Source organism: Candidatus Skiveiella danica (assembly GCF_022705245.1).
In the GTDB taxonomy this organism is placed as follows: domain Bacteria; phylum Pseudomonadota; class Gammaproteobacteria; order Burkholderiales; family Burkholderiaceae_C; genus Skiveiella; species Skiveiella danica.
In genome coordinates, this window is the sequence record NZ_JAKJEW010000023.1 from 42,447 (window position 1) to 59,338 (window position 16,892).

The window sequence follows — 16,892 nt, forward strand, 5'->3', positions numbered from 1 at the left end:
GAGCCGACCGGCGGGCCGTCAGGCGACTCATGGCCAGGCGATCAAGGCTTGCGGCGCGTGCGGCGCCGGGCCCAAACACGCAAGCGCCAGAACAGCTTGACGCCCAGATACCCACCCGCGGCCCCGCCCACTGCAAACAGGCCCATGCCAAGCAGGGTCGGCCAGCCGAATGCGGACAACCATTCGATGGTGCCAACGCCTTGTGGAGCTGCAGCGGCCAGGGGTTCACCCAAAACCAGCGCGCCCACCTGGTAGGCCAGCCAGAGCCAGAAACTGATCGTCAGCGGATTGGTCACCATCGTCATCGCAGCGGCGACCGGGATGTTGGCGCGCCACCAGGTGCAGTGAGCCGCTGCCACGACCACCTGGGCGGCCGGAATGACAAACGCCCAGAACGTGCCCACCGCAACTCCGCGCGCGACAGACTCGTGCTGCAGGCGCCAAAGACGTGGGTCGACCAGCCTGCCGGCGACGGGCCGCAGCCACCGGTGGGCGACCAGTTCCTCGCGGCCGGGCAGCGACTGGCGCAATCGCTCCGTCCAGCCCGGTAGCGGGCGAGTCATGGCGCCAGGCCTTCGGTCGTCATCAGGTGCATCAAGTTCGGCCCTTCTGTTTGAGGAGCCCATGGTGCCGCTCGGCAGGCCCTGGCAGAAGCAGGAAACTCCGCCTGAACATTCCCTTTTTTACGAACTAAATTCAAAATTAAATCAGTCTAAACATACTTATTTCAAACTAAACTCCACCAACACCTGTGCGGTGGCGCTCAAGCAAGACCCACAGGCGGTGCAGGCAGAAAAGCTTGCTGTAAATCCATACTCAAGGCTGAATCGACATGGAAACAATTGCTCCCCTGTGGCTGTGGACCACCTTCGGTGCCATCGTGCTGGTGTCGCTGTTCATCGACTTCGTGGTGCTCAAAAAGCAGGGTTCGCACGACATCGGGGTCAAGGAGGCGCTGAACTGGTCGCTGGTCTGGATCGCCCTGAGCTTCCTGTTCAACGGCCTGTTCTGGTGGGCCGTGAAGGACAGCACCGGCTCCACCGAGATGGCCAATACCAAGTCGCTGGAATTCCTGACCGGCTACCTGATCGAGAAGTCCCTGGCGGTGGACAACATCTTTGTCTTCCTGATGATCTTCACCTACTTCGCGGTGCCCACGGCGTTCCAGAAACGGGTGCTGATGATCGGCATCATTGGCGCGATCGTGCTGCGCACCGTCATGATCCTGGTGGGCGGCTGGCTGCTGGCCGAGTTCCACTGGATCCTGTACGTGTTCGGTGCCTTCCTCATCCTCACCGGCGTGAAGATGTGGTGGGCGGCCGGCAAGGAGCCCGACCTGGAGGACAACCCCGCCTTGAAACTGTTGCGCAAGCTGTTGCCGGTCAGCAAAAACTACGACGGTGAAAATTTCTGGACCGTGGAAAACGGCAAGAAGATCGCCACGCCGCTGTTCATGGTGATCTGCCTGATTGCACTCACTGACGTGATCTTTGCGGTGGACTCCATCCCCGCCATTTTTGCGATCACCAGCGACCCCTTCATCGTCCTGACCAGCAACGTGTTCGCGATTCTGGGTCTGCGCGCCATGTACTTCCTGCTGGCGGCCGTGGCCAACAAGTTCCACCTGTTGAACTACGGGCTGGCCGTGATCCTGGTGTTCATCGGCACCAAGATGTGCCTGATCGACCTCTACAAGATTCCGGTCGGCGTCTCGCTGGGCGTCGTGGTCGGGATCCTGGCCGTGACCATGCTCCTCAGCGTGCGCACCGCCAACGTCCCGGCCAAGGGACAGAAAGCCTAAAGCGGTGCCTGAAGCAAGCGCTGCACCAGCGGGTGCTTCACCTTGCGCTCGGTCCCGATGGCGAAGAACTCTTCGGTGACGCCTTCGCAGGGGCCCAGGCGCTGCACGGCGTAGTGCGCCAGCAGGTTCTCGTGCACCCATTCGGCCGCCGGGAACAGGCCCATGCCACCGGCACCAAAGGTCTTGAGCAGGGCACTGTCCTCGAACTCGCCCGCCACGCGCGGGCGGATCGCGCGCTGCTCGAACCAGTGGTCCAGACGCACGCGCACAGCCGTATGGGCCGTGGGCAGCAGCACCGGCATGTCGGCCAGGCTTTGCGGGAAGTTCGTGCTCGCGGCCTTCACGAGCTCGGCCGTGCCGTACCAGGCGAAGGCCGACGAGCCCAGGGCGTGGCTGTAGAGCTTGATGTTGGGGTTCGTGGGTGCGGGCCGGTCCGACAGCACCACGTCCAGCCGGTGCAGCGCCAGATCACCGAGCAGATCGTCCAGTTCACCCTCATGGCACAGCAGCCGCAGGTTGGGCTCCGTCAAGGCCGGTTGCAGGAGACGGTGCACCACCAGCTTGGGCAAACCATCGGAGATGCCGACCGCCAGGCGCACCGCCGGTGTGCTCACCGTATCGCGCACGAGCGCCGGCAATTGCTCACCGAGCTGAAAGATCTGGTCGGCCTGCCGCATGGCTGCCAGGCCGGCCTCGGTCAGCACCAGCCCGCGACCCGCGGGCTTGAGCAGGGCATAGCCCAGCGAGCGCTCCAGCTCGCGCACCTGCGCGCTCACGGTCTGCACCGCCATGTCCAGTTTGTCGGCAGCCCGCGATATCCCTCCCTCCTTGGCCACGACCCAGAAGTAATACAGGTGCTTGTAGTTGAACGGCGTGCTCATGTGTCGGTTTTTAGGGATTATCGATAACAAATTATCTGCTTTTTTGGAAGGAGGAGGCCGTCTATCTTCGAGCTTCATTTCACTCCCCGGAGAATCTTTCATGCAGATCATCGTCGAATCCCGCGATGCCGACGCCACCCCGATGCGCGAGCTGTCCATCGCGCGCGTGCGCTTTGCCCTGCGCCGGCTGAAGGCTCTGGTGCCGCGCGCAAAGGTGCAGTTTTCCGACGTCAACGGACCCCGCGGCGGCATCGACAAGCGCTGCCAGGTCGAGCTCAAGACCGACAGTGCTGGCACCGTCGTGATTGCGTCGCTGGCGCGCGACTGGCGCACTGCGCTGGACCGTTCCATCGCACGGGCCACCCGGGTCCTGACGCGCAGCCTTCAGCGCAGCCAGAAGCCTGCCCGCGGCCGCACCGCGAAGCTCGCCCTCGGGGGCTCCCATGAGTGAGGTCATCCCTCCGGACATGGCCGTCGGCGGCCTCATCTTCGCGGCAGCCGTGCTCTACGCTGCGTGGCATGAATACGCACGAAGCAACCGCCGTGATGCCGGATTGCTGGCCGCAACGGGTGCGCTCAGCCTGATGGGCAGTGCGGCAGTGTGGGCCCTGTAAGCCCCGCCGGACCACCCATCCCGTTTCTCCATGCCTGTTGATCCAACCCACAAACATACCTATGAAATGTCCTGCCTGCCCCGACACCACCCTCGTGATGACCGACCGCCAGGGTGTCGAAATCGACTACTGCCCTGCCTGCCGCGGCATCTGGCTGGACCGGGGTGAACTCGACAAGCTGCTGGATCGTGCAGCCACGGCAACGGCCGCTGCGCCGGTGCCGTCGCAAACCCCACAGCACCACCGGCGCCCGGACTTCGAAGACTCGGACTACCGCCAGGCGCAGCACGATCCGCGCCGGCGCAAGAAGTCGTGGCTGAACGACTTCTTCGATTGAGACGAATACCCACCCGATGCAAAGCTTCCTCGACCCCGCCATCCTGTTCTTCGTTTTTGGCATTCTGGCCGGGTCGTTGAAGTCGAATCTGGAGATACCGCCGCCCATCTCGCGGTTCCTGTCGCTCTACCTGTTGATGGCCCTGGGCCTGAAGGGCGGCTTTTCCCTGGCCCAATCCGGCCTGACGGCAGACGTGCTCATCAGCCTGGCGGCCGCGCTGGCCATGGCGACGCTGGTGCCCGTGCTGGGCTACCTGACATTGCGCCGCTTCCTCAACCGCTTCGATGCCGCGGCGATTGCCGCCACCTACGGCTCGGTCAGCGCCGTCACCTTCATCACGGCCGTTCAGTACCTGGACAACCATGGCATCAGCTTTGGCGGCCACATGGCCGCCGCCATGGCGCTGATGGAATCGCCCGCTATCGTGCTGGCGGTGGTGCTGGCCAACCACGCGCGTCGAACAACGACGCTTTCGAATGAGCCGGTATCCGCAGTCAGCAACGCCCCCCTGGGCCGCATCCTGCACGAAGCGCTGACCGATGGCGCGCAGCTCCTGCTGCTGGGCGCAATGCTGATCGGCGTGCTGACCGGCGAGTCGGGCCAGGCCGCGATGAAGCCCTTCTCGGTCGATCTGTTCAAGGGCATGCTGGCCTTCTTCCTGCTGGACATGGGCCTGCTGGCCGCGCGCAACATGGGCAAGCTGAGGGGGCAGTCCGTCTGGTTGCTGGTCTATGCCATCGCCGGGCCATTGGTGCATGCCAGCATTGCGCTGGCGCTGGGCTCGGTGGTGGGCATGTCCGCGGGCAATATGGCCCTGCTGATGGTGCTGGCGGCCAGCGCCTCCTATATCGCGGTGCCGGCGGTCATCCGCCACGCCATCCCCGAGGCCAACCCGTCGCTGTACTTCGGCATGTCGCTGGGGCTGACCTTTCCGTTCAACATCCTGATCGGCATCCCGCTCTATGTGCAGGTGGCGCAGCTGTGGCGATGAGTTTCCGCTTTTTGCGAAGTCGCGGTTCTGCAAAGGCTGATTGCGCACGCCGGCTTGCCACTTGACACTGACATGTCGTTTTCAAAGACAACTGACCAAACAACCCGAATGAAGGAAACATTCATGCGCCGATATGCACCCAACAGCCCGCAGGCCGCCGCCCGCATCGTGGCCCTGACCGTCATCGCCGATGGCGATGTTGGCGCCGCCGAGCTGGCCTTGCTCGACGAACTCGCCGTGCACCGGCAGCTGGGGCTGGAGCGCGAAGCCTTGCATGCGGTCGTCGACCAGCTCTGCGCGGACCTGTTGTCCAGCCATCAGCTCGCCTGGTCCGATACCTGCCCGGTGGACGAGTACACCCTGGCCGAGTTGATGGGCGAGATCGATGACCCGGCCCTGCGCAGAAAGGTGCTGGGCCTGTGCGTCCGCCTGGCCGAGGCAGACGATCTCGTCGCCGAGGGGGAATCCGGTGTGCTGATGGCCGCCATGGCGCACTGGGGCTTGAACCATCGGCTCCTGCATGCGTACGACACCGGACGGTCGCGGCAAGCGGCGTGACGCCCGGGGTGCTTCAGCCCGCCAGATCCCCGAGCCACTGCATCGCTGCCTGCAGCTCTGCCGCCCGGATCTCATGCGTGCCGGGGTACTCGTGGTAGGTCAGGGCGACGGGCAGCGTGCTCGCAAGATCGCGGATGGCGCGGGCGCTGGCGATGGGAATCACCCCGTCCTGCAGGCCATGACTGACCCAGAGCTGCTTGCCATTCAGCGCCTGCGCCGGCGCGGCCAGCGCATCCACCTCGGGCAGCAGGCGGCTGTGCATCACCATCGCGGCCTGCAGCAGCGCCGGCTGCGTGCGCAGCAGGCTCAGCGCCATGATGCCGCCCTGGCTGAAGCCGCCGAGCACCACGCGCTGCGGCGGCACGTCGAGCTGGTGCGCCACCGCCTGCACCGTGCGCACGATGGCCTCGCGGCTGACGGTCTCCTGCGCGGTGTCGATACGGCGCGAGCCATCGGAGGCCACGCTGAATTCGAACCAGGCGTAGCTGTCCGGCCCCAGGACGAAGGGCGCGCGCAGGCTCACCACATGGAACGGCGCCGGCACGAAGTCGGACAGGCCAAACAGGTCGTCCTCGTTGCTGCCGACGCCGTGCATCAGCACCAGCAGCCAGGGCTGCGTCACCCCGGGCGCGGGTGGACGATGCAATAGTGATAGCAGCTTGTGACCATCCGACGCTGGGATCGTGCCATTTTGATTCACATTTCGGCTCATGGAAGGCTTTCCGGGCCTGACAGGGCAAAGGCGTCCATCGCGAGCATGCTGTACATCACCTCGCGGCTGATGTAGTCGGTCTGCAGGGGTGTTTCACCGCCCCAGCCGGCCGCGCCGAGCGTGAAGAAGATCGGCAGGAAATGGTCTTCGGTCGGGTGTGCGCGGCGGGCATGCGGCGCCAGCTCGCGGTAGTTGAACAGTGCGACGCGATCCCCGCGCGTCACGGCCGATTCCACCCAGCGGCTGAACTCCAGCACATACGGCGAGGGCTCGCGGCCGCCGCCGAAGAACTCGCCCAGGTTGTGCGTCATGCTGCCCGTGCCCATCACCAGCACGCCCTCGCTGCGCAGCCCGCCCAAAGCCTGCCCCAGCGCAAACACTTCTTTCGGGCCATACCCGACCGGCAGCGCCACTTGCACGACCGGCACATCGGCCTGCGGGTACAGGTGCATCAGCGGCACCCAGGCGCCGTGGTCCAGTGGGCGCTGCGCATCGGCCTGCGCGACGATGCCCGCTTGTTGCAGCTGGCCCAGCACCTGCCGACCCAGCTCGACTGAGCCCGGCGCCGGATATTGCAGCTGGTACAGCTCGGCCGGGAATCCGCCGAAGTCGTGCCAGGTGGCGGGCGCGGGGTTGGTCATGACAGCTGGTGTACGCGCCATCCAGTGCGGCGACATCACGACGATGCCGCGCAGTGCCGACGCCGGCGCATGGGCCTGGGCCCAGGCCCACAGCGCCGGGCCGGTGGTGCCGGCATCGGTGGCGAACAAAGGCGCGCCGTGGGAAACGAACAGGGTGGGCAGGGTGGCAGCGGTCACGAAAAACTCCTCAGAACAGGTCTGATGAGAACTTTATTGGATTCACCGAAAAAGATAAACAGGCCCTGGAGCGACAATTTGTCAATCCAATCACAACAATCAGCGCGGCGGGTGCCGTCCGGCTGCGGCGAGATCGAACAACTTCACCTGCTGCGCCACATGCGCGAGCAAGCCCTCGCAGGCGTCCTCGATGAGGTCCAGCACCCGCTCGAATCCGGCCGCTCCACCGGCGTAGGGGTCGGGCACAACCGGGCTGCGATACCGTTGGCAGAACTCGGTCAGGCGGCGCACCTTGTGCTGGTGGGCGTCGGGACAGCGGGAGCGAGCCACGGCCTCGTTGTCGTCGTCCATCACCAGCAGGAGATCGGCCTGCAGGAAATCCACGTCGCGCAGCGGGCGCGAGCGCAGGTCCGACAGGTCGTAGCCGCGCCGGGCCGCGTGCTGCTGGCTGCGCGCATCGGGTGGCGCGCCCTCGTGCCAGCCGTGCGTGCCGGCCGAATCGACCCGCACCCGGTCGGCCCAGCCGGCCCGGGCCACCCGGTCGCGAAACACGCCATGCGCCGTCGGGCTGCGGCAGATATTGCCCATGCAGACGAACGTGACGGTGAACACGGGCCGGTCCGCGATGGCGCCCTCGCCCGGTTGCAGGGTGGCCGTGCTCATGCCTCGGCCTGGGCCGCGATCTGGCGCAGCGCCTGCTCGAACACCGCGGCCGGCTGCCCGCCGGAGATCAGGTGCCGGTCGTTGATGATGACGGCTGGCACCGAGTGAATGCCAGCGCGCTGGTAGAACTGCTCCTGCTGGCGCACCTCGGCGGCGTACTCGTCACTGGCCAGGATCTCGCGGGCACGCGCCTGGTTCAGCCCCACTTCCGCCACGGCGGCCAGCAGCACCTCGGGCGATTCGGGGCTTTCGCCGCGGCCCTGGTAGGCCGCCAGCAGCGCCTTTTTCAGCGCGACCTGCTTCGCCGCGTCTTCCAGGCTGGCCCAGTGCAGCAGACGGTGCGCGTTGAAGCTGTTCCAGATGCGGCCACGCCCGGCCGGGCGGAAGGTGAAGCCCACCTCGGCGCCGCGCTGGCGGATGGTCTCGCGGATCTGCGCCTGCTGCTCGGGCGTGGAGCCGTACTTCTCGGTCAGGTGCTCGGTGATGTCCTGGCCGCCCGGCGGCATCTGCGGGTTCAGCTCGAACGGCTGGAAATGCAGCTCGGCGCTGACCTCGCCTTTGAGGGCATCGAGCGCCTGCTCCAGCGCGCCCAGGCCCACGGCGCACCAGGGGCAGGAAATATCGGAGACGAAATCGATCTTGAGGGTGGTGGTCATGGCGGCGCTTTCGAGGAGAATGCCGCGGGCTTCGGGCCGGATCGGCCCGCCGCAGCGGCGGTGTGTTTGAATCAGGGTCGTCATTTTCAACCCAAGCCCAAATCCCTGCCGCCATGGACGCCTTGCGCCAGCTTGAAGCCTTCGTCGCCGTGGTGCGCGCGGGCAGCTATGTCAAGGCTGCCGAGCGCCAGGAGACCTCCAAGGCTGTGCTCTCGCGCCAGGTGCTCGAGCTGGAAACCCGCCTGGGCACGCGGCTGCTGAACCGCACCACCCGGCGCCTGTCGCTGACCGAGACCGGCGCGGCCTACTTCGAGCGCTGCGTGCAGATCCTGGACGACCTGCGCGAGGCCGACGCCGCCGCGGGAGCCACCACGGCCACCGCCCGCGGGCGCCTGCGCATCAATGCGCCGCTGACCTTCGGCAACCTGCATCTGGCGCCGCTGTGGGGCGAGTTCCTCAAGCTGCACCCGGCGGTGGAGCTCGACATCACCCTGACCGACCGCGTGGTGGATCTGGTGGAGGAAGGCTTCGACCTGGCGGTGCGCATCGCGCCCACCGGGCGCCTGCCCAGCAGCTCGCTGGTGGCGCGCACCATTGCCGACGACCGCATCGTGCTATGCGCCTCGCCCGGCTACCTGCGCGGTGCGCCGGCGCTTACGCATCCCGCCGACCTCGCCGCGCACGCGGTGATGGCCTACGCCTGGTGGTCGGGCGGTGACAGCTGGCAGTTCAGCGGCGCCGACGGCGCCACGGCCGACGTCACGGTGCGCCCGCGCCTGCGCACCAACAGCGGCGACACCTGCCGTGCCGCCGCGCTGGCCGACCAGGGTGTGATCTACCAGCCCGCGTTCCTGGTGGGGCCGGACCTGCGGGCGGGGCGGCTGGTGGAACTGCTGAGCGACTGGCACGGCCCGACGCTGGACATCCACGCCGTCTATCCCAGCCGAACGCACCTGTCGGGCAAGGTGCGCGCGATGGTGGATTTCCTGGCGCAGGCTTTCGTGCAGCCGGGCTGGCGTTGACAACGTGCCCGGCACCATGACCTGCGAGCCTATTCGCCGCTGCCGCCCACCTTGCCCCGCAGCGACTTGATCTGTCCGCGCTGGCTCTTGCCCTCCAGCCGGCGCTGCTTTGACGCGTAGGTGGGCTTCGTCGCCCGCCGGGCCCGGGGCGGCCGCGCCACGCGGTTGACGACCTCGCCCAGCCTCAGCAACGCGTCCTGCCGGTTCTGCTCCTGCGTGCGAAAACGCTGCGCCTTGAGGATCAGCACGCCCTCGTCGGTGATGCGCGAGTCGCGCAGGGCCAGCAGCCGCTCCTTCACGTCCTCGGGCAAGGATGACGCCCGGATGTCGAATCGCAGGTGCACCGCACTGGACACCTTGTTGACGTTCTGCCCGCCCGCACCCTGGGCCCGGATCGCCGTGATCTCGACCTCGGACTCGGGGATGATGAGAGGGGCAGCGGTGGACATGGCAAGGGCAAATTCTTCGGGCAGGCAACTCCTGCACTCTACACTTTCGATAGCAGAAGATGACCTTTTCACGCTGGGGTGGTACGAATTTTGTTCAAATTCTGCCTCCGAAGGCTGCAGGGCGCCCTGCGCCGCTCCTATACTGATGTCATGAACGAACCAGTCCATACAGGGGCGCCCGCGCGCCGGGGCCGCCCGCCGAACAAGAGCGCGCCGGGCGAGACCGGCCGCACCAACGACCCGGCCCGCACCATGGCGGAGATCCTTGAGGTGGCAACCCAGGAGTTCGCCAGCAAGGGCCTCAGCGGCGCGCGCATCGACGAGATCGCCGCCGCCACGCGCACCAGCAAGCGCATGATCTACTACTACTTCGGCAGCAAGGAGGGGCTGTACATCGCGGTGCTGGAAGACGCCTACCGGCGCATGCGCAGCATCGAATCGCAGCTGCACCTGGAAGACCTGCCACCCGAAGAGGCGTTGCGCCGCCTGGTGGCATTCACCTTCGACCACCACGCCGGCAACGAGTTTTTCATCCGCCTGGTGATGACCGAAAACATGGAGCGCGGCGCCTACCTGGCCCAGAGCAAGAGCATCCAGGAGCTCAACGTGCCGGCGATCCAGGCCATCCGCCACCTCTACGAGCGTGGCGTGGCGCAAGGCGTGTTCCGCGCCGGGCTGGACCCGGTGGACATCCACGCCTCGATCTCCGCGCTGACGTTTTTCAACGTCTCCAACCAGCACACCTTCGGCCTGATCTTCAAGGACGGCGCGCTGTCGCCGCAGGCCCTGGCCACGCGCCGCGCCAACGTCATCGACATGATCGTGCGTTTCGTGCGCCGGTAAGTCCCCGCATCGCGGCCTCGGGGCCGACCCTAGGGTTTCCACGGATTTCTATAAAACTAACCAGTTCGTACATTACCATACCCATTCCGCTCCTGGAGACCGATTCATGCTGGAAAAGTTGATCGATGGCTACTGCCAGCTCATCAGCTACCTGATTGCCGCGCTGCTGGCACTCATGGTGGTGCTGGTGTTCGGCAACGTCTTCATGCGCTATGCCTTCAACTCGGGCTTCAGCATTTCGGAAGAACTCTCGCGCTGGCTGTTCGTCTGGCTGACCTTCCTGGGCGCGGTGGCCGCCCTGCGCAGTAATGCCCACCTGGGCACCGACATGCTGGTGGGCAAGCTCGGTCCGCTGGGCAAGAAGATCTGCATGGGCTTGTCGCTGCTGCTGATGCTGTACTGCCTGTGGCTGCTGTTCAAGGGCTCGTACGACCAGTCGGTCATCAACTGGGACACGACCAGCGCGGTGATGGAGGTCTCGATGAGCTGGTTCTACGCCTCGGGCATGGTGTTTGCCGTGCTCAGCGCGCCGATCCTGCTGGGCGACCTGTGGCGCCTGCTCAGCGGCCAGATCGACGACGACCACCTGGTGCTGATGCAGGAGTCCGAGGAAGCCCCGCACCCCGCCAATCCGGACCACCGCTGAACCCCTGGGCATCGACATGACCATCCTCATCTTCCTGGGTTCAATGATCGGCGCGATGGCGCTGGGCGTGCCCATTGCGTTCTCCCTGCTGCTGTGCGGCGCCGCGCTGATGTGGCACCTCAACATGTTCGACGCGCAGATCCTGGCGCAGAACGTGATCAACGGCGCCGACAGCTTTCCGCTGCTGGCCGTGCCGTTCTTCATGCTGGCCGGCGAGATCATGAACGCCGGCGGCCTGTCCCGGCGCATCGTGAACTTCGCCATGGCGCTGGTCGGCCACGTCAAGGGCGGACTGGGTTACGTGACCATCGTCGCCGCCGTCATCATGGCCTCGCTGTCGGGCTCTGCGGTGGCCGACGCCGCCGCGCTGACCGCCCTGCTGCTGCCGATGATGGTGGCCGCCGGGCACGACAAGGCGCGCTCGGCCGGGCTGATCGCATCGGCCGGCATCATCGCGCCGATCATCCCGCCAAGCATCGGCTTCGTGATCTTCGGCGTGGCCGCCAACGTGTCGATCTCCAAGCTGTTCATGGCCGGCATCTTCCCGGGCATCTGGCTGGCCGTGTCGCTGTGGTTCACCTGGTGGTGGCTGGTGCGCAAGGAAACCATCGCGCCGCCGCCGCGCAAGAGTTTCAAGGAAGTGATGGAGGCCATGCGCCTGGCGACCTGGGCGCTGGTGCTGCCCTTCATCATCGTCTTCGGCCTGAAGTTCGGCGTGTTCACGCCCACCGAGGCCGCCGTGGTGGCCGCGGTGTATTCGCTGTTCGTCTCCACCGTCATCTACCGCGAACTCAACCTGAAGCAACTGGTGCCGTTGTTCGTGTCAGCGGCCACCACCTGCGCCATCGTGATGTTCCTGGTGGCGGCCGCCATGGTCTCGGCCTGGCTGATCACGGTGGCCAACCTGCCCGCGCAGGTGGTGGAACTGTTGCAGCCGCTGCTGGACAGCCCGCGCCTGCTGATGCTGGCGATCATGGTGCTGACCATGGTGGTGGGCACGGCGCTGGACATGACGCCCACCATCCTGCTGCTGACCCCGGTGCTGATGCCGGTGGTGAAGGCCGCCGGCATCGACCCGGTCTACTTCGGCGTGCTGTTCATCATCAACAACGCCATCGGCCTGATCACGCCGCCGGTGGGCACGGTGCTCAATGCGGTGGCCGGCGTGGGCAAGATGGGCATGGATGAAGTCACCCGGGGCGTTGTCCCTTTCATGATCGCGCAATTCGCCATGATGTTCCTGATGATCGCCTTCCCGCAGCTGGTGATGGTGCCGGCGCGATGGTTCTATTGATTCACTGAAACCGGCTGCCGGGCGTGCTTGGGTACGCCGCGCCCGGCAGCCCTCCGTCAACAGCGTGCATCCGCCCTTCCCTTTTCCCTTCAGGAGACAACCCATGAAACGTCTGATGCTCAAGACCCTCGCCGCCGCTGTGGCGATTTCCGCCTTCGGCGCGGCCTTCGCGCAGGAAAAAACCATCAAGTTCACCACCCAAAACCCCAAGGGCCATCCGCTGGTGATGGGCATGGAGAAATTCGCCGAGATCGTGCAGGCCAAGTCGGGCGGCAAGATCAAGGTGAACCTGTTCCCGGGCGGCGTACTGGGCGGTGACGCGCCCGTGGTGTCGGCCCTGCAAGGCGGCACGATCGAGATGGCCTCGATGAACTCGGGCATCCTGGCCAGCCAGGTCAAGGACTTCGAGGTCTATGACTTCCCCTTCATGTTTGCCAGCAGCAAGGAAGCCGACGCGGTGGTCGACGGCCCCTTCGGCAAGAAGATGCACGCCAAGCTCGAGCCCAAGGGCCTGGTCGGCCTGACCTACTGGGAACTGGGCTTTCGCCAGATCACCAACAGCAAGCGCGCCATCAACAAGGTGGAGGACGCCGAGGGCCTGAAGCTGCGCGTGATCCCCAACGCGATCAATGTCGACTGGGTCAAGGCGCTGGGCGCCAACCCCACGCCGCTGGCCTTCCCCGAGGTGTATGCCGCGCTGGAGCAGAAGGCCATCGACGGCCAGGAAAACCCGCTGACCGTGATCGCAGCGAACAAATTCTTCGAGGTGCAGAAGTACGCCACGCTGACCAACCACCAGTACAACCCGCAGTCGGTGCTGATCAGCAAGAAGTTCTGGGACACGCTGTCGGCCGACGATAAGAAGATCATCTCGGACGCCGCGGTGGAGTCCACCGCCTACCAGCGCCAGCAGGCCCGCGCCCAGGCCGGCACCGCACTGGACACCGTGAAGAAAGGCGGCATGCAGGTCAACGAACTGGCGCCAGCCGAGCTGGCCAAGTTCCGCGAGAAGATGAAGCCGGTGGTTGACAAGCACGGTGCAGCGATTGCCGAGACCGTCAAGGAGCTGCAGGCCGAACTGGCCAAGGCGCGCCAGTAAAGCCATTGCCCGCGCATCGGGCCCTGTCCCGCAGCCCGACGCTGCGGCGCGGGGCCTGTCTTCCGACGACCCCCACACCATGATCAACGGCAACACCGAACTCATCGCCCACATCGGCTACCCCACGCACGCGTTCAAGGCGCCGATGATCTACAACCCGTATTTCGACCACATTGGCGTGAACGCCCGGGTCATGCCCATGGGTTGCCGGAGCGAGGACTACCCGCCCTTCTTGCGCGCAGTGTTCACGCTCACCAACATCCGCGGCGCGCTGATCACGATGCCGCACAAGGTCGCCACCGTGGCGCTGCTGGACCGTGTCACACCCACGGTGAACGTGGCCGGCGCCTGCAACGCGGTGCGCCGCGCGCCCGACGGCGCGCTCGAAGGCGACCTGTTTGACGGCGAGGGCTTCGTGCGCGGCGTGTCGCGCAAGGGGCTGCAGCTGGCTGGGGCCCGGGCGCTGGTGGTGGGGGCCGGCGGCGTGGGCTGCGCGATTGCCGCCTCGCTGGCCGCTGCCGGCGTCGGCGCGATCGCCTTGCACGACCGGCAGAGGGATGCCGTCGACGGTCTGGCCGCGCGTCTGCGCGTGCACTACCCGGCGATCGAGGTGTGCACCGGTTCGAACGAACCGGCGGGTTTCGACCTGGTCGTCAACGCCACGCCGATGGGCATGAACGCCGGGGATCCGCTGCCGCTGGATGTGTCACGCCTGGAGCCGTCGACGTTCGTCGGCGAGGTCGTCATGCGCACCGAGATGACCGCCTTTCTGCAGGCCGCGCAGGCCCGCGGCTGCCCGATCCAGGTGGGCTCTGACATGTTGTTCGAACAGATCCCCGCCTACCTGGAATTCTTCGGCTACCCGAGCACGACGGCCGAGGTGCTGCGCTCGGTCGCGCGGTTCAACGCCTGAGGGCAGGCTCGCCTGCGGCCACGCGCAGGCACCCCATTCAATCCCTTTCAATTAGCGCCTTCAACACGCGCCATTGCCGGCCCTGGCCGTCACCAGCCGATGTCAATCGCGTGCGCCAGCCACCGTCTTGCGCATCTGCTCGCGTTCCGCGGCGGTCACCTGCTCATCGCCCAGGTTGAACGTGAGCTTGTTGATCGTGCCGTTGAACTTGAACGGCACGTCGTAGCGGTACTCCACCATCGCAACACCGGTGCGGGTGTCGCTGCCGATGTCGAAGGTTTCGTCTTCGGGGAAGGTGATCGGTGTCGAGTTTTCCATGGTGTTGCGCGCCACTTCCTTGCCGTCCACCTTGAGCACACCCGTTCCGCCCTTGCCCAGGCCCGGCGCGGCAGGCGTGAACTCGAAGGCGATGGTGTGCTTGCCGGGGCTAAGTTCCGGCCCCGCCCACACTGTGCGCTTGAGGTTGAGCAGGTTGTACAGGAACACCGGCTTGCCCTTGCGGATGCCACCGACGCCCTTGCTGAGGAAGAGCGCGTAGCCCCCAAAGCGTCCGCCATCGGTGACGATCATGCCCTCACCACCGCCTTTGGGAATCGTGACCTCGGCGGTGATGACATAGGCCTTGTTCAGAATGCTCGGCGCGCCGCTGTTGGGGATGCCGGTCATCGCCCCTGCGTACGTGAAGACCTTGCGGCCACCGGTGAGGTTGGGCTTGGGCGCGTTCCAGCGTGTCAGCGACGAGTTGTCCAGCGGCAGCACGTCATGCTTCTTCGCCTCGGCGTAGAAAAGGTCCTGCATCTGCTTGAGCTTGTCCGGCATCTTCGCGGCCAGATCGTTGAACTCGGTCGGATCCTCGGCCACATGGTAAAGCTCCCACTGGTAGCCGGTGATCACGTCGGGCGCGGGCTTGGTGCTCAGTTCCCAAGGCAGCGTCGCAGGGGTCGTCGCCGCCAGCCAGCCCCCGTGATAGATCGCGCGGTTACCCAGCATCTCGAAATACTGTGTGGTACGGCGTGGCGCGGCGTTGGCGCCTGCCTTGTCCCAGGTGTAGGCCATGCTCACGCCGTCCATCGGCCGCTGCTTGATGCCGTTGATCGTTTCGGGCAATGGGATGCCGGCAGCCTCCAGGATGGTCGGCGCGATGTCGATCACATGGTGGAACTGCCGGCGGATGCCGCCCGCGTCGGTGATGTGGCCGGGCCAGGACATCGCCACCCCCTGGGCCGTGCCACCGTAGTGCGACGCCACCTGCTTGGTCCACTTGAACGGCGTGTCCATGGCCCAGGCCCAAGGTGCGGCGAAGTGCGGGAAGGTCTTGTCGGACCCCCAGAACGGATACCAGAGCATCTGGGCATCGACCGGCACCGGAACGCCATTGAACGTGGTGAATTCGTTCGGCGTGCCGTTGAGCATGCCCTCGGGGCTCGCACCGTTGTCGCCGGCGATGTAGATGATCAGGGTGTTGTCCAGTTCGCCCATGTCCTCGACCGCCTGGATCACGCGGCCGATCTCGTTGTCGGTATAGGCCAGGTAAGCGCCAAAGACGTCGGCCTGCTTGATGAAGAGCTTCTTCTCGACAAACCCGAGCGAATCCCATTGCGGCAGCTCCTTGGGCCAGGGGGTCAACTGAGCCTCGGGGGGCATGATGCCCAGACGCTTCTGGTTGGCGAAGATGGTCTCGCGAACCTTGTTCCAGCCCTGGTCGAACAAATGCATGTCGCCGATCTTCTTGATCCACTCGGGTGTCGGGTGGTGCGGCGAATGCGTGCCGCCGGGCACGTAGTAGACCAGGAAGGGCTTCTCGGGTGCCACCGCCTTGAGGCCCTTCATGTACTGGATGGCCTCGTCGGCCATGGCGGTGGTCAGGTTCCAGCCCGGGTTGCCTTCAAACGGATAGATGGCCGTGGTGTTGCGGTACAGGTTGGGCTGCCACTGGCTGGCGTCGCCCCCCATGAAACCGTAGAAATATTCGAAACCCATGCCGTTGGGCCACTGGTCGAAGGGGCCGGCTTGCGTGGCCTGGTAGAACGGCGTGTTGTGGTTCTTGCCGAACCACGAGGTTGCGTACCCGTTGCCCTTCAGGATCTCGCCGAGGGTGCCGTTTTCCTTGCGGATGACCGAGTCGTAGCCCGGAAACCCCGTGGCGATTTCCCCGACCACACCGAAGCCGGCCACATGGTGGTTGCGCCCGGTAATCAGCGCCGCGCGGGTCGGCGAGCACAAGGACGTGGAGTGAAAATTCGTGTAGCGCACACCGCTCTTGGCGATGCGATCCAGTGCGGGGGTCGGCACGACGCCGCCGAACGTGCCCGGTGCGCCAAAGCCGCTGTCGTCCGTCATGATCAGCAACACGTTGGGCGCTTTCCTTGGCGGCACAACGCGTGGCGCCCACCAGGCTTTCGACTCAGTCGCCTTTTCTCTGATGACGCCACCGAACGCCGGATCGGGCGGAGGAAGCTGCTTCCCGCTGATGGTGCTGGTCGCACCGGGCGCACCGAGGGTGCCGGTGACCTGCTGTGCCAAGGCCGTGCCCAAGCACGACGCAAGAACGATCAACGGTGCCAGGATCCTGAATGGATATCGTGAAATCATCGT

The 16,892-nt window shown here is 65.6% G+C and carries 20 protein-coding genes; 12 read left to right on the plus strand and 8 right to left on the minus strand.

Going from position 1 to position 16,892, the window contains the following annotated elements:
- Positions 1 to 41: 41 nt before the first annotated feature.
- The gene (locus ACMUOY_RS13690) at positions 42 to 563 is read right to left on the minus strand and encodes a DUF2062 domain-containing protein (RefSeq protein ID WP_413893284.1); all 522 of its coding nucleotides are present in this window, start codon (positions 561 to 563) and stop codon (positions 42 to 44) included.
- A gap of 269 nt (positions 564 to 832) precedes the next feature.
- Between ACMUOY_RS13690 and ACMUOY_RS13695 the strand changes: the two genes are divergently transcribed.
- Positions 833 to 1,801, plus strand: coding sequence for a TerC family protein (locus ACMUOY_RS13695; protein WP_413893285.1), 969 nt, complete (start codon positions 833 to 835; stop codon positions 1,799 to 1,801).
- Here ACMUOY_RS13695 and ACMUOY_RS13700 read toward each other — a convergent pair.
- Positions 1,798 to 2,682: a LysR family transcriptional regulator gene (locus tag ACMUOY_RS13700; RefSeq protein ID WP_413893286.1), complete on the minus strand. Its 885-nt coding sequence runs from the start codon at positions 2,680 to 2,682 to the stop codon at positions 1,798 to 1,800. The genes ACMUOY_RS13695 and ACMUOY_RS13700 overlap by 4 nt on opposite strands.
- A gap of 100 nt (positions 2,683 to 2,782) precedes the next feature.
- Between ACMUOY_RS13700 and ACMUOY_RS13705 the strand changes: the two genes are divergently transcribed.
- The 5 genes from ACMUOY_RS13705 (at position 2,783) to ACMUOY_RS13725 (ending at position 5,182) form a co-directional block, all read left to right on the plus strand.
- Positions 2,783 to 3,133 (plus strand): HPF/RaiA family ribosome-associated protein, encoded by a 351-nt coding sequence (locus tag ACMUOY_RS13705; RefSeq protein ID WP_413893287.1) that lies wholly within the window; start codon positions 2,783 to 2,785, stop codon positions 3,131 to 3,133.
- Positions 3,126 to 3,296: a hypothetical protein gene (locus ACMUOY_RS13710; RefSeq protein ID WP_413893288.1), complete on the plus strand. Its 171-nt coding sequence runs from the start codon at positions 3,126 to 3,128 to the stop codon at positions 3,294 to 3,296. The genes ACMUOY_RS13705 and ACMUOY_RS13710 overlap by 8 nt, the downstream gene beginning before the upstream one ends.
- A gap of 61 nt (positions 3,297 to 3,357) precedes the next feature.
- A complete protein-coding gene (locus tag ACMUOY_RS13715) occupies positions 3,358 to 3,633 on the plus strand; it encodes a zf-TFIIB domain-containing protein (RefSeq protein WP_413893289.1) in 276 nt (91 codons plus the stop codon).
- A gap of 16 nt (positions 3,634 to 3,649) precedes the next feature.
- Positions 3,650 to 4,624 carry a sodium-dependent bicarbonate transport family permease gene (locus ACMUOY_RS13720; protein ID WP_413893290.1) on the plus strand — a complete coding sequence of 325 codons (975 nt, stop codon included), beginning with the start codon at positions 3,650 to 3,652 and terminating at the stop codon, positions 4,622 to 4,624.
- Between the two features lie 123 nt (positions 4,625 to 4,747).
- Positions 4,748 to 5,182 (plus strand): TerB family tellurite resistance protein, encoded by a 435-nt coding sequence (locus ACMUOY_RS13725; protein ID WP_413893291.1) that lies wholly within the window; start codon positions 4,748 to 4,750, stop codon positions 5,180 to 5,182.
- A 13-nt stretch (positions 5,183 to 5,195) separates the two neighbouring features.
- Here ACMUOY_RS13725 and ACMUOY_RS13730 read toward each other — a convergent pair whose 3' ends face one another.
- The 4 genes from ACMUOY_RS13730 to ACMUOY_RS13745 all read right to left on the minus strand — a co-directional run bounded on the left by ACMUOY_RS13730 (position 5,196) and on the right by ACMUOY_RS13745 (position 8,031).
- On the minus strand, positions 5,196 to 5,894 hold the full coding sequence (locus tag ACMUOY_RS13730; protein WP_413893292.1) for an alpha/beta hydrolase: 699 nt from the start codon (positions 5,892 to 5,894) through the stop codon (positions 5,196 to 5,198).
- Positions 5,891 to 6,712 (minus strand): DODA-type extradiol aromatic ring-opening family dioxygenase, encoded by an 822-nt coding sequence (locus ACMUOY_RS13735; protein WP_413893293.1) that lies wholly within the window; start codon positions 6,710 to 6,712, stop codon positions 5,891 to 5,893. The genes ACMUOY_RS13730 and ACMUOY_RS13735 overlap by 4 nt, the downstream gene beginning before the upstream one ends.
- A gap of 99 nt (positions 6,713 to 6,811) precedes the next feature.
- Positions 6,812 to 7,375, minus strand: a complete 564-nt coding sequence (locus tag ACMUOY_RS13740) for a low molecular weight protein-tyrosine-phosphatase (protein WP_413893294.1) — start codon at positions 7,373 to 7,375, stop codon at positions 6,812 to 6,814.
- Positions 7,372 to 8,031 carry a DsbA family oxidoreductase gene (locus tag ACMUOY_RS13745; protein ID WP_413893320.1) on the minus strand — a complete coding sequence of 220 codons (660 nt, stop codon included), beginning with the start codon at positions 8,029 to 8,031 and terminating at the stop codon, positions 7,372 to 7,374. The genes ACMUOY_RS13740 and ACMUOY_RS13745 overlap by 4 nt, the downstream gene beginning before the upstream one ends.
- A gap of 113 nt (positions 8,032 to 8,144) precedes the next feature.
- Between ACMUOY_RS13745 and ACMUOY_RS13750 the strand changes: the two genes are divergently transcribed.
- A complete protein-coding gene (locus tag ACMUOY_RS13750; protein ID WP_413893295.1) occupies positions 8,145 to 9,053 on the plus strand; it encodes a LysR substrate-binding domain-containing protein in 909 nt (302 codons plus the stop codon).
- Positions 9,054 to 9,082: 29 nt separating this feature from the next.
- On the opposite strand, the gene arfB is transcribed toward ACMUOY_RS13750, so the two are convergent.
- Positions 9,083 to 9,502 (minus strand): alternative ribosome rescue aminoacyl-tRNA hydrolase ArfB, encoded by a 420-nt coding sequence (gene arfB, locus ACMUOY_RS13755; protein ID WP_413893296.1) that lies wholly within the window; start codon positions 9,500 to 9,502, stop codon positions 9,083 to 9,085.
- Positions 9,503 to 9,652: 150 nt separating this feature from the next.
- Here arfB and ACMUOY_RS13760 point away from each other — a divergent pair, with 150 nt between their 5' ends.
- The 5 genes from ACMUOY_RS13760 (at position 9,653) to ACMUOY_RS13780 (ending at position 14,297) form a co-directional block, all read left to right on the plus strand.
- Positions 9,653 to 10,345 (plus strand): TetR/AcrR family transcriptional regulator, encoded by a 693-nt coding sequence (locus tag ACMUOY_RS13760; protein WP_413893297.1) that lies wholly within the window; start codon positions 9,653 to 9,655, stop codon positions 10,343 to 10,345.
- A gap of 106 nt (positions 10,346 to 10,451) precedes the next feature.
- Positions 10,452 to 10,991 carry a TRAP transporter small permease gene (locus tag ACMUOY_RS13765; RefSeq protein ID WP_413893298.1) on the plus strand — a complete coding sequence of 180 codons (540 nt, stop codon included), beginning with the start codon at positions 10,452 to 10,454 and terminating at the stop codon, positions 10,989 to 10,991.
- A 16-nt stretch (positions 10,992 to 11,007) separates the two neighbouring features.
- Positions 11,008 to 12,285 (plus strand): TRAP transporter large permease subunit, encoded by a 1,278-nt coding sequence (locus ACMUOY_RS13770; RefSeq protein WP_413893299.1) that lies wholly within the window; start codon positions 11,008 to 11,010, stop codon positions 12,283 to 12,285.
- Between the two features lie 103 nt (positions 12,286 to 12,388).
- Positions 12,389 to 13,384, plus strand: coding sequence for a TRAP transporter substrate-binding protein (locus tag ACMUOY_RS13775; RefSeq protein WP_413893300.1), 996 nt, complete (start codon positions 12,389 to 12,391; stop codon positions 13,382 to 13,384).
- A gap of 79 nt (positions 13,385 to 13,463) precedes the next feature.
- Positions 13,464 to 14,297, plus strand: a complete 834-nt coding sequence (locus ACMUOY_RS13780; protein ID WP_413893301.1) for a shikimate dehydrogenase family protein — start codon at positions 13,464 to 13,466, stop codon at positions 14,295 to 14,297.
- 102 nt (positions 14,298 to 14,399) lie between these two features.
- On the opposite strand, the gene ACMUOY_RS13785 is transcribed toward ACMUOY_RS13780, so the two are convergent.
- Positions 14,400 to 16,889, minus strand: coding sequence for an arylsulfatase (locus ACMUOY_RS13785; protein ID WP_413893302.1), 2,490 nt, complete (start codon positions 16,887 to 16,889; stop codon positions 14,400 to 14,402).
- Positions 16,890 to 16,892: the final 3 nt, after the last annotated feature.

What these genes read in the sequence shown, in the direction of transcription:
- ACMUOY_RS13690 (WP_413893284.1), bottom strand. Translation starts at nt 563, where the DNA reads ATGACTCGCCCGCTACCGGGCTGGACGGAGCGATTGCGCCAGTCGCTG.
- ACMUOY_RS13695 (WP_413893285.1), top strand. Translation starts at nt 833, where the DNA reads ATGGAAACAATTGCTCCCCTGTGGCTGTGGACCACCTTCGGTGCCATC.
- ACMUOY_RS13700 (WP_413893286.1), bottom strand. Translation starts at nt 2,682, where the DNA reads ATGAGCACGCCGTTCAACTACAAGCACCTGTATTACTTCTGGGTCGTG.
- ACMUOY_RS13705 (WP_413893287.1), top strand. Translation starts at nt 2,783, where the DNA reads ATGCAGATCATCGTCGAATCCCGCGATGCCGACGCCACCCCGATGCGC.
- ACMUOY_RS13710 (WP_413893288.1), top strand. Translation starts at nt 3,126, where the DNA reads ATGAGTGAGGTCATCCCTCCGGACATGGCCGTCGGCGGCCTCATCTTC.
- ACMUOY_RS13715 (WP_413893289.1), top strand. Translation starts at nt 3,358, where the DNA reads ATGAAATGTCCTGCCTGCCCCGACACCACCCTCGTGATGACCGACCGC.
- ACMUOY_RS13720 (WP_413893290.1), top strand. Translation starts at nt 3,650, where the DNA reads ATGCAAAGCTTCCTCGACCCCGCCATCCTGTTCTTCGTTTTTGGCATT.
- ACMUOY_RS13725 (WP_413893291.1), top strand. Translation starts at nt 4,748, where the DNA reads ATGCGCCGATATGCACCCAACAGCCCGCAGGCCGCCGCCCGCATCGTG.
- ACMUOY_RS13730 (WP_413893292.1), bottom strand. Translation starts at nt 5,894, where the DNA reads ATGAGCCGAAATGTGAATCAAAATGGCACGATCCCAGCGTCGGATGGT.
- ACMUOY_RS13740 (WP_413893294.1), bottom strand. Translation starts at nt 7,375, where the DNA reads ATGAGCACGGCCACCCTGCAACCGGGCGAGGGCGCCATCGCGGACCGG.
- ACMUOY_RS13745 (WP_413893320.1), bottom strand. Translation starts at nt 8,031, where the DNA reads ATGACCACCACCCTCAAGATCGATTTCGTCTCCGATATTTCCTGCCCC.
- ACMUOY_RS13750 (WP_413893295.1), top strand. Translation starts at nt 8,145, where the DNA reads ATGGACGCCTTGCGCCAGCTTGAAGCCTTCGTCGCCGTGGTGCGCGCG.
- arfB (WP_413893296.1), bottom strand. Translation starts at nt 9,502, where the DNA reads ATGTCCACCGCTGCCCCTCTCATCATCCCCGAGTCCGAGGTCGAGATC.
- ACMUOY_RS13760 (WP_413893297.1), top strand. Translation starts at nt 9,653, where the DNA reads ATGAACGAACCAGTCCATACAGGGGCGCCCGCGCGCCGGGGCCGCCCG.
- ACMUOY_RS13765 (WP_413893298.1), top strand. Translation starts at nt 10,452, where the DNA reads ATGCTGGAAAAGTTGATCGATGGCTACTGCCAGCTCATCAGCTACCTG.
- ACMUOY_RS13770 (WP_413893299.1), top strand. Translation starts at nt 11,008, where the DNA reads ATGACCATCCTCATCTTCCTGGGTTCAATGATCGGCGCGATGGCGCTG.
- ACMUOY_RS13775 (WP_413893300.1), top strand. Translation starts at nt 12,389, where the DNA reads ATGAAACGTCTGATGCTCAAGACCCTCGCCGCCGCTGTGGCGATTTCC.
- ACMUOY_RS13780 (WP_413893301.1), top strand. Translation starts at nt 13,464, where the DNA reads ATGATCAACGGCAACACCGAACTCATCGCCCACATCGGCTACCCCACG.
- ACMUOY_RS13785 (WP_413893302.1), bottom strand. Translation starts at nt 16,889, where the DNA reads ATGATTTCACGATATCCATTCAGGATCCTGGCACCGTTGATCGTTCTT.